Source organism: Streptomyces sioyaensis, from assembly GCF_004122735.1.
In the GTDB taxonomy this organism is placed as follows: domain Bacteria; phylum Actinomycetota; class Actinomycetes; order Streptomycetales; family Streptomycetaceae; genus Streptomyces; species Streptomyces sioyaensis.
In genome coordinates, this window is the sequence record NZ_SDIF01000137.1 from 1 (window position 1) to 15,854 (window position 15,854).

Here is a 15,854-nt window from a genome sequence, read left to right on the forward strand (position 1 = left end):
CCCGCCGCCCGCGACCCCGCCCCGCCGGCTCTTCCTCGCCCGGGCGGTCGCCGCCGGCGCCTCCCTGGCCGCCACGGCCGCCGTCGGATACGGCACCGCGACGACCCTGCGCGGCCCGGTGGTGAAGCGCGTGACGGTCCCGCTGGCCAAACTGCCGCGCGCCGCCCACGGCTTCCGGATCGCCGTCGTCAGCGACATCCACCTCGGCCCGATCCTCGGCCGCGCCCACACCCGGCGCGTCGTCGAGGCCATCAACAGCACCTCCCCCGACCTGGTGGCCATCGTCGGCGATCTGGCCGACGGCAGCGTCGCCGACCTCGGACCGGCCGCCGAGCCGCTGCGCGCACTGAGCTCCCGGCACAGCGCGTACTTCGTCACCGGCAACCACGAGTACTACTCGGGCGCCCGCCAATGGGTCGACCACGTACGCGAGTTGGGCATCCATCCGCTGGAGAACGCGCGGACCGCGCTGCCCGGCTTCGACCTCGCAGGCGTCAACGACGTCTCCGGCCAGACCGAACAGGCGGGCCCGGACTACGACGGGACGCTCAGCGGCCGGGACCCGGCCCGCGCCGTCGTTCTGATGGCCCACCAGCCGGTGACCATCCACGACACCGTCCGGTTCGGGGTGGACCTCCAGCTCTCCGGCCACACCCACGGCGGCCAGATGTGGCCCTTCACGTATGTCGCCGCCGCCACCAACCCCACCGTCGCCGGGCTGCAGCGCTACGGCGACACCCAGCTCTACGTCACCCGCGGCGCGGGCGCCTGGGGGCCGCCGGTGCGGCTCGGGGCGCCGCCGGACATCACGGTGGTCGAACTCGCCTCGCTGCGGGCCTGATCGCCAAGGTGATCACCGAAGGGATCGGTTGCGCCGAGAAGGTAACAACCCCTCTACAAAGTGCGGCCTCATCCTGCGTCAATCCGGACAGATACCGACATTCGATCTTGCAGTGACTGGGGCCAACTCCCTAGTATTTATTGACTTCATATTGTCCTCGGCGTGACGGCTTTGCGGGGCGGTGCGAGCGGGACGAGCGGGGAACGGGGAGAGCGGTAATGAGCGAGCAGTTCAAGGTCGACCTCGACGAACTGGACGGCGTGGTACGCCAGCTCCGGCGCCTTCGGGCCGATATGGATGAACCCAGCCAGAAGGTGAAATACAGCACCACGATCCCGATGTCGGCATTCGGCGTCGATTTCCTGGAGGCGGGGAAACTCGCCAAGGCCCATGACGGCATGCAGGAGTACATGTCGCAGGTCATCAACGCCCTCCAGGACCTCATCCACCGGTTCGGCGAGAAGACGGAAGCCAGCCGGGGCGCGTACGAGGACCAGGAGCACGAGACCAAAACATCCATGAACGGCTGAACGGCCGAGCGCGGCCCGCGGGATACATGGACGAGAGACGGAGCTGGACATGAAGGGGGGCCTGCATGGTTGACGCCAAGCAGGAGTACGACAACGCCAAGGCGATGGAGCAACAGCGCAAGAACCACGAGCGGGAGGAGCGGCTGAAGTCGTTCAAGGGTCAGCAGCTGACCCCCCGTTCGCCGTCCGACTTCCATCACCACGGCATCGACGCACTCCGCGCGATGATCGCCAACGCCAACCCCGAGGCGATCGAGACCTCCGGCCATCACTGGCGCGCCTCCGCCGACCGGCTCGGCGGCCAGGACGGCCAGGGCGGTATCCGCAAGGCTTTCATGGACGCCGTCGAGCACGCCTCGGCGCACTGGGAGGGCTCGGCGGCCCAGGCGTTCCGCAGGGAGGCCGGCAAGGTCCTGGAGAAGATCGACCGGACCTACCAGCACTCCCGCAACGTCGAGTCCACGCTGATCGGTTCGCGCTCCTCGGGGCCGGAGGTCGGCGTCGCGCACAACCTGCGCGCGGCCAAGACGACGATGTCCAAGATCCATGACCCGGGCCTCGTGGACCGGGCCAAGGACGACAGCGGCGACGACAGCCAGTTCAAGCGGGACATGCAGAACCCGAAGATGGACACCCGCATGGCGCTGGAGCTCAACCGGGACAGCCTGTCCCTGAGCAAGGAGCGCCAGGTCGAGGCGGTCATCGTGATGGATGAGCTGGCGGCGCATTACGACGGGCAGGGCAAGCGGCTCAACGACGGGATCGAGCCGGGCGGCCCCGGCGACGACTGGCCGAAGCCCCCGTCCTCGCACCCGTCGCCGCCTCCGGTGCGGATGCCCGTGATCGGTGGCGCCCACCCGAAGGACTCTTCGTCGGGCCCGGACACGCCCAACGGTGCGGGCGGCCACGCCGTCCCGAAGGGCTTCGACAGCCCGCACCACGTGGCGCGGCCCGAGGTGCCGGTGACGACCGGGCTGGACAGCGTGCAGGGCGGCACCCTCGCTCCGCCGTCGGTCGGCGGAGGCGGCATCAGCGGTGGCACGCCGGGCGGCCACGGCATGCCCGGCGGTTCGGGCGGTGGCTTCCCCGGTGGTGCGCTCGCGCCCGGCGCCATCGGCGCGGCCGGTGCCTTCGGTGCCGGCGGGATGCGCGGCGGTATGCCGGGCGCCGGCCTAGGTGCGGGCAAGGCGGGCGCGGCCGGTGCGGCCGGGCGCGGTGGCCCGCAGGCGCGCACGCGCGGCGGCCTGGCCGGCAAGCCGGGTGGCCCGGCGGGCGGCGCCAAGCAGGGCGGCTCGGGGCTGCACCGCAGCCGTGGCGGCAAGCAGGCGGGCATGGCGGGCGCCCCCGGAGCGAAGGGCAAGGGCAAGGGGGACAAGGAGCGCGGACAGCGCCCCGACTACCTCGTCGAGGACGAGGAGACCTGGACCACCGAACGTCGGGTGGCCCCTCGCGTCATCGAGTAGGCCGACGATAACGTCGCATGCGGCCAATGAGGAAAGGCCCCGCACCCGGGTGTGCGGGGCCTTTCCTCAGGCGGAACAATGCCGCCCGGAGCACAGCAAGAAGGAGCGAGGATGAGGGTCACCCGAACACTGCGCGCGACGGCGGGTGCTGCGCTGACCGGAGCGCTGCTGCTGGCCGCGAGCGGTACCGCCTCCGCGGATCAAGTACGCAAGGATCTGTGGCCGCTGGAGGCGTTCGGGGCCCAGCAGCTCTGGAAGGAAGCCACCGGCAAGGGCGTGACGGTGGCCGTGCTCGACAGCGGCTTCCGCGAGACCCATCAGGACCTGACGGGGCAGTTCCTTCCCGGGCCGGACTTCGGAAAGGCAACGGAAGCCGAGGGCGCCAAGCACCTTTCCGGTGGTCAGGACATCCGGGACCACGGCACCGCGATGGCCGGAATCATCGCGGGCCACGGACACGGTCCGAACGGTTCCCAGGGCGTCAAGGGGCTGGCACCGGACGCGAAGATCCTCCCCGTCCCGGAGTACAAGAACAGCGGACAGGCCACCCGATGGGCCGTGGACCACGGTGCGGACGTCATCAACATGTCCTATGGCGGGGACCTGGCAGGTGACACCTGCGAATCCATTCAGTACGCCCTGAAGAAGGGGGTCGTGGTCGTGGCGGCCGTCGGCAACGACGGCTGGGCCCAGAAGAGCTACCCGGTGGGCTGCAAGGGAGCGATCGGCGTCGGCTCGGTCGACCAGTACGGCGAGGCCTCCGACGACAACAACTACAACTCGGACATGGATCTGCTCGCGCCCGGGGTGAAGGTTCCGGTCGCGATGGGCAAGAGCGACTCCGCCTACCGCACGTCCGCGGACGGCAGTTCGGCCGCCACCGCGTACGCCTCCGCCGCCGTGGCCCTCCTCAAGCAGAAGTTCCCGGACCTCACTCCCGGCCAGCTCGCCAACCGTCTCGTGAAGACCGCCGGACTCGCGCAGGCCGAGAAGGACAAGCACCTCAAGCTCCCCGACGCCCACTACGGCTACGGCTTCATCCAGCCCGGCCCGGCCCTGCGGCGCCACATCGAGGCGGGCCCGGCACAGGGCCCGCTGCCGATGCCGGACGACAAGGCGTCCCAGAACGCCGACGGCAAGGGCTTCGACCCCCACCCGCCCATGGGCGGCAAGAAGGCGATCATGCTCTACGGCGGCATCGGCCTCGGAGTCCTCGTCGTCGCCGGCATCATCATCGCCGTCGTGGTCTCCGTCCGCCGCCGCAACAACCCCCGCCCCCAGGCCTGGGGCTGACCCGCACGGCACCCCTGGACAGCCGCATCCGTCCTTCCCGCGGGAAAACCAGGCGACGCGGCCCCGGCCGTCCGGCTAGCTTCCCGGTCATGGACCCCGTAGGTGACAAAGAAATACGTGCCTCCTTCGTCAACTGCTCGAAGGGGGAGGCGAGCAGGCTCTCTCTGCCGCCGGGGCTGGCCGGACTCCCCTGGGACGACCTGGACTTTCTGGGGTGGCGTGATCAGGGGGCGCCGGACCGGAGCTACCTGGTCGCGCCGCGGGGCGATGCGCTCATCGGGGTGACGCTCCGGGTGCCGCAGGGCGTCCGGCGGAGCTTCACCAAGACGACGGTGTGTTCGGTCTGTGTGACCGGGCACCCGGGATCCGGTGTCAGCTTGCTCGCCGCACGCCGGGCCGGCCCGTTGGGACGGCAGGGAAACACCGTCGGCACCTATCTGTGCGCCGACCTCGCCTGCTCCCTCTACGTCCGGGGACGCAAGCGGTCCCAGCTCGCCGGGCGGCACGAGGAGACGCTGCCACTGGAGGAGCGGATCGCCCGTACCGTGCGGAACCTGGATGCGTTCCTGGACAAGGTGCTGGAGGGCGAGCGATAACGGCAGCGGGGGAGCGGGCAGTTGCTCCCCCGCTGCCGCAGGACCTCAGAGGGCGCGGCCGGTACGGAGAAATGTCCTGTGCGGCACGGGGGCCCCAGGTCCGGGACGCCGCCCCGGGCGTTCCCGCTCTGCGGAGTCCTCAGGCGGGCGCACCGGTCCCGGCGTCCGGTGGCCCGCCCCGCTTCGCCGACCGCGGCGACGACACGAGGAACTCGCCGAGCACCGCCGATATTTCGCGCACGAGGGGTCGTACGACACGGAAGCGGGAGACGGCCACGCCGCGGGCGACGAGCGGGGCGCCCCGCTCCACCAGGGCACGGGTGCGGGCGCACCCCGGTGAGCGGTCGTACACCCAGTACAGGACCATGCCCATCTGCTGCATCCAGAGCAACTGCGGCAGCTGCTCGGCGAGTTCGGGCGCGTACGTGATGTCCGCCCCGGCCAGGGTCCGCCGGTGCAGGGCGATGGCGGCCTCCCGCGCCCCCCGGGACTCCTCGGAGAACGGGCTGAGCGGGCTCTCGGGATCCGCGGCGTTCTTGAAGAACTGGGTCGCGAACTCGTGGTACGGCTCGGCGACGTCCAGCCAGGTGAGCAGGACGCCGCGGATCCGCCGGGCCAGGTCCTTTTCCCGGTCCAGCACGTCCTGGACGGCCTCGGCGTGCTGCTCGCCGATACGGTCGTAGAACCCCTGGACGAGGTGCTCCTTGGACCCGAAGTAGTAGTAGGCGTTGCCGACGGAGACCCCGGCCTCCTGGGCGATGGCCCGCATGGTGGTCTTGTCGTAGCCGCGGTCCTGGAAGAGGCGCAGGGCCGTCTCCAGGATCATCGTCCGGGTCCGCTCGCTCTTGGTGCCCGGCGCGGGGCGGCGCTGCGGGCCGGTCCCCTCGGCCGCGCCCGCGGCGCCTGTCGCGTCGGTTGTCGCTTCGTCCACACCCTGACCCTAGCCCGAGGCGACGGTGCACCCGCCGAGGCCCTCGGGGCTCTCGTCCGGGTCCCGGGTCCTGGCCCGGTAGCGCGCGGCGGCCAGGACGGCGGCGCGGGCCAGCGGGGCGCCCGCCGGACTGGTGAACCGATGGGCCATGGGCCGGTAGTCGGCCAGCGCCCACAGGCACACCACCCAGGCAGCGTGGCCGGTGTAGAGCTGTCCGCTGTCCCCGATCACGGTGATCTCCCGCAGCGTGGCCTCGTGGTCGAGGCCGGGGAAGCGGGCGCGGGTCTCGGCGGTGGCCACCGGCAGCAGCTCCAGCGGGACCAACTGCCGCTGCCTCACCAGCCAGTCGTGCACCCGTGTGCACAGCGGGCACTTGGGGTCGTACAGCACCGTGAGCCGGCGGACCGGGACGGCGGCGCCGCCCCGGTCCGCCGGGTGGCCGGCCACCTCGCTCACGCCCCCGTCGCGGGCGCGGTCTCGGTCCAGCCCTGCGGCGCGACCGGCGGCAGTTGCTCGCGCTCCATCACTCCGCGCCGGCGGATCTTGTTCAGGACGAAGACGTTGGTCAGGTGCAGCACCCCGAGCACCAGCAGGACGACACCGAGCTTGACCGACAGCGCCTCGACGAGCCGGCGGGTGTCGGGGACGGCGTCCGCGGCCTTCAGATACAGCGCCACAAAGCCGAGGTTGACGAGGTAGAAGCCCACCACCAGCAGGTGGTTGACGGCTTCGGCGAGCTGTTCGTTGCCCTTCAGCACATCGGCCAGGAAGACCCGGCCGTTCCGGCTCAGCGTGCGGGCGACCCAGATGGTGAGTCCCACGCTGATGGCCAGGTACGTGACGTACGTGGTGACTGTGAGGTCCATACCCCACCCCCTTTGAACGTGTTCAAAAAGTAGGTTCAGCAGGAACTGTAGACCTGTTTTTGAACGCGTTCAAGTTGGGGGAGGGGTGTCTCTGGGTGCGGGGGTGGTCCACTCAAGTCCGCCGACTCCTGCGGGTGTTCGGCCACGGCGGGATGTCCGGAGGTGCACATCGGTCCGGAGGTGGTGCGGCGCGGTTCCGGAGGTGGTGCGCGGCGGCCCGGAGGTGGTGCGCGGCAGTCCGGAGGCGCGCGGCGGCCCGGAGGCTACCCGTCGGTTCCGGTTGCGGGCCGTCCGCCGCCGGACAGATCCTCGTGACCACACCGCTCGGGCAAGTGGCGTACAAGCAGGGGGACATGTGCTCAGAGTGCATTTCACGGCGCAGGATCTGGCGCGTACGCGCGTGGCCGACGGGGCCGACCCGCTCTGGGAGACGGCGCTGAGCCTGCACAGCCTGCGGATCGACCGGACCGAGCCGGCGCTGGCGGCCTGGCGGCGGCATGCCGTGCGGCACGGGCCGGGGCCGCTGCCGACGCTGTTCGCGCTGGTCCCGCTGACCGGCTACTTCCCCGACTTCCTCACCCCGTTCGCGTCCCAACACGGGGTCGAGCCCGGCCTGGAGGCCGTGATGAGCACCCCGCGGCAGCGGCTGCGGGCCGAGCTGACGCGGCTGTCCGGGCACCGGGCGCTGCCGGGGTGGGCGCGCGGTATCGCGGAGGGGGAGCCGGCCGCGCTGCGGCGGCTCGCGCGCGGCCTGCGGACGTACCACCATCTGGCGGTGGCGCCGGCCTGGCCGCGGATCGCGCAACGGGTCGGCGCGGACCGGGAGTTGCGCCGGCATGCCCTGGCGCAGTCCGGGGTGGAGGCGATGCTGCGGACCCTCGGTCCGCTGATGCGCTGGCGGCCGCCGGTGCTGGAGGTCGGCTATCCGGTGGAGCGGGAGCTGTTCCTCCAGGGCCGGGGCCTGGTCCTCGTCCCGTCGTACTTCTCCTGTGGCCACCCGCTGGCGCTGGTGGACGACGCGCTGCCGCCGGTACTGGTGTACCCGGCGCAGGCGGACGGGCAGGCCGAAGGGCCCCGCCCCCGGTTGTACGGAGGCGAGGCCCTTCGGGAGGTACCGGCGCTGCTCGGCGGCCGGGTCGGAACCCGGATCGCCGCCGGGATCAGAAGCGGCGGGTGATCAGCGCGCGCTTCACTTCCTGGATGGCCTTGGTGACCTCGATACCGCGCGGGCAGGCGTCCGTGCAGTTGAAGGTCGTCCGGCAGCGCCAGACGCCGTCCTTGTCGTTGAGGATTTCGAGACGCTGCTCGCCACCCTCGTCACGGCTGTCGAAGATGAAGCGGTGCGCGTTGACGATCGCCGCCGGGCCGAAGTACTGGCCGTCGTTCCAGAACACCGGGCAGGAGCTGGTGCAGGCGGCGCAGAGGATGCACTTCGTCGTGTCGTCGAAGCGCTCGCGGTCCTCGGCGGACTGCCGGCGCTCACGGGTCGGCTCGTTGCCGGTCGTGATGAGGAAGGGCATCACGTCGCGGTAGGCCTGGAAGAAGGGCTCCATGTCGACGACAAGGTCCTTCATCACCGTGAGGCCCTTGATGGCCTCGACCGTGATCGGCTTCTCCGGGCTGATGTCCTTGATCAGCGTCTTGCAGGCGAGGCGGTTGCGGCCGTTGATCCGCATGGCGTCCGAGCCGCAGATGCCGTGGGCGCAGGAACGGCGGAAGGTCAGCGTCCCGTCCAGCTCCCACTTGATCTTGTGGAGGGCGTCCAGGACGCGCTCCTTGGGGTCGATCTCCAGCTGGAAGTCCTGCCAGCTGGCGTCCTCCGAGATCTCCGGGTTGAACCGGCGGATCCGGAAGGTGACCGTGATCAGATGCGAGGCACCGTCCTCGGCCGCGTCCAGCGCGGCGGAGTGCTTGTCGAGAGTCGGGGTGCTCATCAGTACTTACGCTCCATCGGCTGGTAGCGGGTCTGCACGACCGGCTTGTAGTCGAGGCGGATCGACTCGGTGCCGTCTGCGCCCACCTCGCGGTACGCCATGGTGTGCCGCATGAAGTTGACGTCGTCGCGGTTGGGGAAGTCCTCGCGGTAGTGACCGCCGCGGGACTCCTTGCGGGCCAGCGCGGACACCGCCATGACCTCGGCCAGGTCCAGCAGGTTGCCCAGCTCGACGGCCTCCAGCAGGTCGGTGTTGAACCGCTTGCCCTTGTCCTGGATGGACACGTTCAGGTAGCGCTCGCGCAGCTCGCCGATCTTCTCGACCGCGGTCTTGATCGTCTGCTCGGTGCGGAACACCATCACGTTGGCGTCCATGCACTCCTGGAGCTCCTTGCGGATCTCGGTGACCCGCTCGCTGCCCGTGGAGTTGCGCAGCCGCTCGACCTGGTCGACGACCTGCTTCGCCGGGTCCTCGGGGAGCTCGACGAAGTCGGCCGTGGCCGAGTACTCCGCCGCCGCGATGCCGGCCCGGCGGCCGAAGACGTTGATGTCCAGCAGCGAGTTGGTGCCCAGGCGGTTGGCGCCGTGCACGGAGACACAGGCCACCTCGCCGGCCGCGTACAGGCCCGGCACGACGGTGGTGTTGTCCGCCAGGACCTCACCCTCGACGTTCGTCGGGATGCCGCCCATGGCGTAGTGCGCGGTCGGCTGGATCGGGATCGGGTCCGTGTAGGGCTCGATACCGAGGTAGGTCCGCGCGAACTCGGTGATGTCCGGGAGCTTGGCGTCCAGCTGCTCCGGCGGCAGGTGGGTGAGGTCCAGGTAGACGTGGTCGCCGTCCGGACCGCAGCCGCGGCCCTCGCGGATCTCCGTGTAGATGGAGCGCGAGACGACGTCACGCGAGGCGAGGTCCTTCATGACGGGCGCGTACTTCTCCATGAAGCGCTCGCCGTCCTTGTTGCGGAGGATGCCGCCCTCACCACGGGCGCCCTCCGTCAGCAGGATGCCCATCCGCCAGATGCCCGTCGGGTGGAACTGGAAGAACTCCATGTCCTCCAGCGGCAGCCCGCGGCGGTAGGCGGCGGCCTGGCCGTCACCGGTCAGGGTGTGCGCGTTGGAGGTCACCTTGAAGAACTTGCCGGTGCCGCCGGACGCGAAGATGATCGACTTCGCCTGGAAGACGTGCACCTCGCCGGTGGCCAGCTCGTACGCGACGACGCCCGCGGACTTCTTGACGCCGTCGACCTCCTGGAGCAGCAGGTCGAGCACGTAGAACTCGTTGAAGAACTCCACGCCCTCCTTGACGCAGTTCTGGTACAGCGTCTGGAGGATCATGTGGCCGGTGCGGTCCGAGGCGTAGCAGGACCGGCGGACCGGGGCCTCACCGTGGTTACGGGAGTGACCGCCGAAGCGGCGCTGGTCGATCGTGCCGTCCGGGGTCCGGTTGAACGGCAGGCCCATCTTCTCCAGGTCGAGGACCGAGTCGATGGCCTCCTTCGCGAGGATCTCGGCGGCGTCCTGGTCGACCAGGTAGTCGCCACCCTTGATCGTGTCGAAGGTGTGCCACTCCCAGTTGTCCTCCTCGACGTTCGCGAGGGCGGCGGCCATACCGCCCTGGGCGGCGCCGGTGTGGGAGCGGGTCGGGTAGAGCTTCGTCAGGACCGCGGTGCGGCTGCGCTTCGTCGACTCGATGGCCGCGCGCATGCCCGCGCCGCCGGCGCCGACGATGACGGTGTCGTACTTGTGGATCTTCATGGTTCCAGTCAGCCCCGGCTTCAGGAGATGTTCGGGTCGAAGGTGAAGATCACCAGCGTGCCCAGAAGGACGGTGAACACCGTCGCGGTGTACAGCAGCATCTTCAGCCAGAAGCGGGTGTTGTCCCGCTGCGCGTAGTCGTTGATGACCGTACGCAGGCCGTTGGCGCCGTGCAGCATGGCCAGCCACAGCATCAGCAGGTCCCAGACCTGCCAGAACGGGGAGGCCCAGCGGCCGGCCACGAACGCGAAGCCGATCTTGGAGACACCGCCGTCGAGGACGAGCTGGATCAGCAGGTGACCCAGGACCAGGACGACCAGCACGATGCCGGACAGCCGCATGAACAGCCAGGCCTGCATCTCGAAGTTGCCGCGGGAAGCGCTCCCGGTCTTCTTGGTGCGCTTGCGCGGCGGCTCGATGACCGGAGCGGGGTTGTCCACGTCGTAGAGCGAGACGCCTTCCGTCGCGGTGGCCTCTGCGGAGGTGGTTTCAGCAGACATCACGCGTCAGCTCCCGAACAGCGTGCGCAGAGTGTGCTGCAGCACGGGGTAGAAGGCACCGGCCATCAGCACGACCCAGACACCGACAACGGTCCACAGCATCTGCTTCTGGTACTTCGGGCCCTTGGCCCAGAAGTCCACCGCGATGACCCGCAGGCCGTTGAGCGCGTGGAAGAGGATGGCGGCCACCAGGCCGTACTCCATCACGTTGACGATCGGCGTCTTGTATGTCGCAACGACGTTGTCGTACGCCTCGGGGGAGACGCGTACGAGAGCGGTGTCGAGGACGTGTACGAACAGGAAGAAGAAGATGAGGACGCCGGTGACTCGGTGAGCCACCCAGGACCACATGCCTTCCCGGCCGCGGTACAGCGTTCCAGCCGGCACGGAAATACCCTCCGGGAGCGGGGATTGGGGCGCCAGCCGGCTTCTCTGTCGGTCGGGCCCGGCCGGGTACGGTCCTCCGGCCGCTCGTCATCGTATCGACGAGCTGTCGGTTCCTCGCGCGGGGGTCCTTAGGTGTGATCAAACAGGCACCCAACGGGCTATCACACCAGTGAGAACCAGGACGTTCCCGGACACGGGCGGCGATTCACTGCCCTACGGCGGCCATCAGCCGCCTCAGCCGGCCGCGGGCCAGCCGGCGCAGCTCGTCCGCGGTGACCGCCCGCTCCTCGTCCGCTTCGTTGTTCAGCCGGGTGCGGAGGGCGGACAGCACCTGGTCGAGCAGTTCGTCGTCGCGATAGCCGTCCAGGCAGATGACGAAGACATGACGAAAGCGCCGTTCGTATTCGGCGTGCGCGGCACGCAGCGCGGTGTGGGCGGCGAGCGTGCCGGGCCCGCGGGCGCCGACGAGGGGCTGCGGGGAGAGCGACTCCTCGGCGAGCGCCTCGTCCAGCTCGGCCGGGTTCAGGTCGTAACAGGCCTCGTCGGAGGCGGCGAGCAGGGACTCCAGATCCGGGTAGGGGCGGTGCGCGGCGACCCGCTCGGCCCAGCGGCGGCTGCCGCAGCAGCGCAGGAGCACGGCGAGGTTGTCGTCCCGGCCCAGGGCGTTGAAGCGGGCGAGTCCCAGGCCCTCGGGGCGGGGGCGCGGCAGCGCGGTGCCGCGGACCCACGGCGATATGCCGCCGCCGGGCGTGTGCGGCGGGGGCAGCGTCGGCGGCCGGGCGGCCGGGGTGTCACCGGACAGCGTGGGCTCCTCGGACGGATGCGAATGGAGGGTTTCGACGGGTGCGGGGCGGGCTGCTGAAGGAAGCTGGGGAGAAGCGGACCGAAGCCGGGACGCGGACGAAGCGGCGGAGGGTGTGACGGTGGTGCGTGGGACACGACACCCCGGCGGTATCCGGCGGTTCCTGGAGAGCCCTGTGACGGGGGTGACCACTGGAGACGCCACGCTAACGACGCTTGTCGACCACTGTCCGACGGATGCGCGAATTTCACCCGGATGAGAAGGGTTTCGCGCGTGCGGTGGACGACCGGCTCCGCACACCTGGCAATGCCTTCGCCCCGAAAAGTGAGGATTGCACGATGTCGAACCCGATGCGGCCGCCGCGCACCCCGCGGCCCTCGGCCTCCCCCTGCCCCCGGACGTGGATCCGGAGCGGCACGGCCCGGTCCGCGCTGCCGGCCGCCGCGCTCACCGGTGCGCTGCTGCTCGCCGGCTGCTCCGGCACCGCGGACACCGAGCCGCCCGGCAGCACCAGCGCCAAGATGAACCCCTCACCGGCGGCCACCCCCACCTGGGCACCGGTGACCGGAACGCCGCAGGTCATCCCAGCCGTCCGCAGCTTCCGCCGGGCCGAGGGACGCGGCTGGCGCCCGTCTTCCGGGGCCCGGGTGGTGGTGCCGGCCGGCGAGAAGAGCAACGTCGCCGACGAGGCCCAGCGGCTGGCCAAGGAACTCGGAGGGATGAGCGTCGTCTACGGCGACCAGACGGTGCGGCCGGGTGACATCGAGGTGAAGCTGAGCGGAAAGAACGGGGCGGGCCAACCGGACAACGTGCCCGTCCAGAGCACCGCCGACGAGGCGTACACGCTCACCGCCAGCGGCACCCGGCTCACTCTCACGGCCCCCACCGACGCCGGAATTTTCTACGGCACCCGCACCGTCAAGCAGGCCGTCCGCGCCGCGGGCGGTCTCCCGGAGGGCACCATCGAGGACCGGCCGGACCGGCCGCAGCGCGGCATGTCGCTGGACAACGCCCGCAAGCCGTACACCGCGGACTGGATCGAGGCCCGGCTGCGGGAGATCGCCGACCTCAAGCTCAACCAGTTCCAGCTGCACTTCTCCGACGACCAGGGCTTCCGCATCCAGAGCGACACCCACCCCGAGGTCGTCTCCGCCGACCATCTGACCAAGGCCCAGGTCCGCCAGATCATCGCGCTGGCGCGCGGCCTGCACATCTCCGTCGTCCCGGAGCTGGACTCGCCCGGCCATCTGGGCGCCGTGCTGGACCACTATCCCGATCTGCGGCTGCGCAACGCGCAGGGCCGGGTGATCCCCGGCGCGATCGACATCTCCAACCCCAAAGCGGCCCCGCTGATCGACTCACTGCTGAAGGAAATGAGCGAGCTGTTCACCAACCCCAAGGGCGCCCCGGCGTACTGGCACCTCGGCGGGGACGAGTACCAGGCGCTGATGTCGTCCTCCCCGTCCACCTCGTATCCGCAGCTGGCCAAGGCCGCCCGGGCCAAGTACGGGTCCGGCGGCACCGTCGAGGACCTGACGACCGGCTGGCTCAACGACCGGCAGAAGACCGTGGAGGCGAAGGGCAAGAACCGCATCGAGGCCTGGAACGACGGCTTCTTCGCGAGCCCCCGGGTGTCCGCCGACAAGAACCGGATGGTCGACTACTGGACCGGCAAGGAGATCGGCAAGCGTCCCCCGGAGGCGTTCCTGCGCGAGGGCCGCAACGTCATGAACTTCAACGACGAGTACCTCTACTACGTCCTCGGTGAGCCCAACCAGTTCACGTATCCGACCGGCCAGCGGATCTACCAGAGCTGGACCCCGATGGTGATCCGCGGTACCGGGCCGGTGGCGGTGCCCGCGAGCATGACCGGCCCGAACCGGATCCCCGGGGCGCGCTTCGCGATCTGGTCCGACCGGGCCCAGGCGCAGACGCAGCAGCAGGTGGCCGCCGGAATCCGGCTGCCGCTGGCGGCACTGGCGCAGAAGACCTGGGACCCGCGGACGCCCGCGCTGTCCTGGACGCAGTTCCAGGCGCTGGCCAACCGGGTGTGAATCAGGTGAGAGAACGAGGACGGCCGGGGCCGCCACCCCCCACAGGAGAGGCCCCGGCCGTCGTTCGCGAAGGGCCGTGACGGCCCTCTATCCGGTACAGCGCCGAGCGGCCCGAAAGCGTCACACGCGGTGCGGACAGAAGAACTGCCAGTGCTCTGGACGTGGGCCGGGGCGGGGTCGTAACGTGCGTATCTGTGCAGGTGAGCGCGGTGTTCGCGGCGTTTTCCGGTGGCGCGGGGCAAGGCCTTCGTCCCGGGGGTACGCGCGGGTGCCGGTGCGCTTTCGGCCGGTGCTCCGGCCACTGCGTGCTCCCCGGTTTCCGGCGCCGCCGGGCCGGCGGCGCCTCCCCTCCCGGGTTCGGTGCCCGGCGGGCGCACGCGTTACGGTCTGCGGGAACATCCCGGTTACCGGGAGTTCCCGGCCGGCGGCAGCAGCAGTCGGCAGTGCAGCCACGGTGCCCGGTGGTTGTGGCCGGGCGGAGCAACAAAGCAGCAAGGACCGGGCGGCGGACATTCCGCGTGCGACAGGATGGACCTGTGCGAGGGGACGACATTCAGCCGGACGACCGTCGGCTGACGGTGGCCGTGCAGGCGGCACAGGCCGGCGACGAGGCGGCGTTCCGTACCGTTTACCGTGCCGTACATCCCCGACTATTGGGGTATGTGCGGACTTTGGTGAGCGAACCGGACGTTGAGGACGTCACCTCGGAAGCCTGGCTCCAGATCACCCGCGATCTCGCGCGCTTCAGCGGCGACGCCGACCGCTTCCGCGGCTGGGCCGCCCGTATCGCCCGCAACCGCGCCCTGGACCACATCCGGATGCGCGGCCGCCGCCCGGCGATCGGCGGCGACGACAGCGAACTCGCCGACACCCCCGCCGCGTCCGACACCGCGGGCGAAGCGATGGAAGCCCTCGGCACCGGCCGCACCATGCAGCTGATAGCCCGGCTGCCGCAGGACCAGGCCGAGGCCGTGGTGCTCCGGGTGGTGGTCGGACTCGACGCCAAGAGCGCCGCGCAGGTGCTCGGCAAACGACCCGGCGCGGTGCGCACCGCCGCACACCGCGGGCTGCGGCGGCTCGCCGAGCTGATCGGCGACGCACCGGACGGCAGCCGGGACACCCAGCAGGACAGCATGCGGCAGGAGAGCCACGACGGCGGCGACGAAGGCGCCGAGCACGGCGAAAGTGCCCCCACCGGTCGGGTCGCGCGACGGCCCCGGGGAGGGGGCGGAACGGTGAGTGGGGTGCCGATACAGGGTCGAAGACGCCGCGACGGCGTGGCGGAATCGTACGTACCAGGTGTGACGGAAACGGCCGCACGAACGCAGAAGGACATGTGATGGCCGACGACCGGTACAACTGGCTCGACAAGGACACCGCGGAGCGGATGCTGCGCGGTGAACCGGTCGGTGCCCGGCACGGCGACGGCGCACGCGAACTCGAACAGCTCCTCCAGGCCGCCGCCGCGGTCGGCGCCAAGGTGCCGGAAACGGTCGAGATGCCCGGCGAGGAAGCCGCGATGGCCGCGTTCCGCCGGACCGCCGGCCGCGGCTCCGCGGCCCACACCCGCAGCCGTGGCGCCGACGAGGCGTTCGGGGGCGGGCGCGGCACCGCCGTCGCCGAACGCACCCGGTTCGGCCGCCCCGTACGGCGCGGCTTCGCGGTCGCCCTCGCCGCCTGCGCCATCGGCGGCGTCGCCGTCGCGGCCGGCACCGGCGTGCTGCCCAGCCCCTTCCGGGGCGGCGAGCCCGCACCCGCCTCCAGCGTCTCGGGCGCCGAAACCCCCGGTCCGCTCGACACCCCCGAGCCCGGCGCCCAGACCGACGGCACCACGGAAAGCACCCCCGACCCCACCCCCAGCGGGCAGGCGGCGAGGGCGACCGCGAAGCCGCGCCGTACGGGG

Annotated in this window: 16 protein-coding genes and 1 pseudogene; 9 read left to right on the forward strand and 8 right to left on the reverse strand. The window is 70.8% G+C overall.

Annotated features, from left to right (window positions below):
- The 5 genes from EST54_RS29540 to EST54_RS29560 form a co-directional block, all read left to right on the forward strand.
- Positions 1 to 841 (forward strand): metallophosphoesterase (locus EST54_RS29540; protein WP_135796905.1); only part of this gene is annotated, 841 nt, incomplete at its 5' end.
- A 218-nt stretch (positions 842 to 1,059) separates the two neighbouring features.
- Positions 1,060 to 1,371, forward strand: coding sequence for a hypothetical protein (locus EST54_RS29545; RefSeq protein WP_129250773.1), 312 nt, complete (start codon positions 1,060 to 1,062; stop codon positions 1,369 to 1,371).
- 65 nt (positions 1,372 to 1,436) lie between these two features.
- A complete protein-coding gene (locus EST54_RS29550) occupies positions 1,437 to 2,834 on the forward strand; it encodes a hypothetical protein (protein ID WP_129250774.1) in 1,398 nt (465 codons plus the stop codon).
- A 111-nt stretch (positions 2,835 to 2,945) separates the two neighbouring features.
- Positions 2,946 to 4,127, forward strand: coding sequence for a S8 family serine peptidase (locus EST54_RS29555; RefSeq protein WP_129250775.1), 1,182 nt, complete (start codon positions 2,946 to 2,948; stop codon positions 4,125 to 4,127).
- Between the two features lie 89 nt (positions 4,128 to 4,216).
- The gene (locus tag EST54_RS29560; protein WP_129250776.1) at positions 4,217 to 4,723 is read left to right on the forward strand and encodes an FBP domain-containing protein; all 507 of its coding nucleotides are present in this window, start codon (positions 4,217 to 4,219) and stop codon (positions 4,721 to 4,723) included.
- A 139-nt stretch (positions 4,724 to 4,862) separates the two neighbouring features.
- On the opposite strand, the gene EST54_RS29565 is transcribed toward EST54_RS29560, so the two are convergent.
- From EST54_RS29565 to EST54_RS29575, 3 genes are read right to left on the reverse strand one after another with little or no spacing between them, the layout of a single operon-like run.
- Positions 4,863 to 5,654 (reverse strand): TetR/AcrR family transcriptional regulator, encoded by a 792-nt coding sequence (locus tag EST54_RS29565; RefSeq protein WP_129250777.1) that lies wholly within the window; start codon positions 5,652 to 5,654, stop codon positions 4,863 to 4,865.
- A gap of 9 nt (positions 5,655 to 5,663) precedes the next feature.
- Entirely contained in the window at positions 5,664 to 6,110 is a 447-nt protein-coding gene (locus EST54_RS29570; RefSeq protein ID WP_129250778.1) for a thiol-disulfide oxidoreductase DCC family protein, read from the reverse strand.
- On the reverse strand, positions 6,107 to 6,520 hold the full coding sequence (locus tag EST54_RS29575) for a hypothetical protein (RefSeq protein WP_129250779.1): 414 nt from the start codon (positions 6,518 to 6,520) through the stop codon (positions 6,107 to 6,109). Before EST54_RS29575 ends, EST54_RS29570 begins: the two co-directional genes overlap by 4 nt.
- 355 nt (positions 6,521 to 6,875) lie before the next feature.
- Here EST54_RS29575 and EST54_RS29580 point away from each other — a divergent pair, with 355 nt between their 5' ends.
- Positions 6,876 to 7,697, forward strand: coding sequence for a hypothetical protein (locus tag EST54_RS29580; RefSeq protein ID WP_244942641.1), 822 nt, complete (start codon positions 6,876 to 6,878; stop codon positions 7,695 to 7,697).
- On the opposite strand, the gene EST54_RS29585 is transcribed toward EST54_RS29580, so the two are convergent.
- The 5 genes from EST54_RS29585 to EST54_RS29605 form a co-directional block, all read right to left on the reverse strand.
- Positions 7,681 to 8,454 (reverse strand): succinate dehydrogenase iron-sulfur subunit, encoded by a 774-nt coding sequence (locus EST54_RS29585; RefSeq protein WP_129250780.1) that lies wholly within the window; start codon positions 8,452 to 8,454, stop codon positions 7,681 to 7,683. The two genes, EST54_RS29580 and EST54_RS29585, sit on opposite strands and share 17 nt — an antisense overlap.
- On the reverse strand, positions 8,454 to 10,208 hold the full coding sequence (gene sdhA / locus EST54_RS29590) for a succinate dehydrogenase flavoprotein subunit (protein WP_129250781.1): 1,755 nt from the start codon (positions 10,206 to 10,208) through the stop codon (positions 8,454 to 8,456). Before sdhA ends, EST54_RS29585 begins: the two co-directional genes overlap by 1 nt.
- A 20-nt stretch (positions 10,209 to 10,228) precedes the next feature.
- A complete protein-coding gene (locus EST54_RS29595; protein WP_129250782.1) occupies positions 10,229 to 10,708 on the reverse strand; it encodes a succinate dehydrogenase hydrophobic membrane anchor subunit in 480 nt (159 codons plus the stop codon).
- Positions 10,709 to 10,714: 6 nt separating this feature from the next.
- Complete coding sequence (gene sdhC, locus EST54_RS29600) at positions 10,715 to 11,095, reverse strand: succinate dehydrogenase, cytochrome b556 subunit (protein ID WP_129250783.1); 381 nt, start codon at positions 11,093 to 11,095, stop codon at positions 10,715 to 10,717.
- A gap of 205 nt (positions 11,096 to 11,300) precedes the next feature.
- On the reverse strand, positions 11,301 to 11,831 hold the full coding sequence (locus EST54_RS29605; protein WP_167511627.1) for a 2-oxo-4-hydroxy-4-carboxy-5-ureidoimidazoline decarboxylase: 531 nt from the start codon (positions 11,829 to 11,831) through the stop codon (positions 11,301 to 11,303).
- A gap of 404 nt (positions 11,832 to 12,235) precedes the next feature.
- On the opposite strand from EST54_RS29605, the gene EST54_RS29615 reads away from it, so the two are divergent.
- The 3 genes and pseudogenes from EST54_RS29615 to EST54_RS29625 all read left to right on the forward strand — a co-directional run.
- Complete coding sequence (locus EST54_RS29615; protein WP_174857545.1) at positions 12,236 to 13,951, forward strand: beta-N-acetylhexosaminidase; 1,716 nt, start codon at positions 12,236 to 12,238, stop codon at positions 13,949 to 13,951.
- A 536-nt stretch (positions 13,952 to 14,487) separates the two neighbouring features.
- Entirely contained in the window at positions 14,488 to 15,291 is an 804-nt protein-coding gene (locus EST54_RS29620; protein ID WP_372448203.1) for an RNA polymerase sigma factor, read from the forward strand.
- A pseudogene (locus tag EST54_RS29625) lies at positions 15,291 to 15,854 on the forward strand (hypothetical protein); the annotation flags it as partial. The gene EST54_RS29620 and the pseudogene EST54_RS29625, both read left to right, overlap by 1 nt.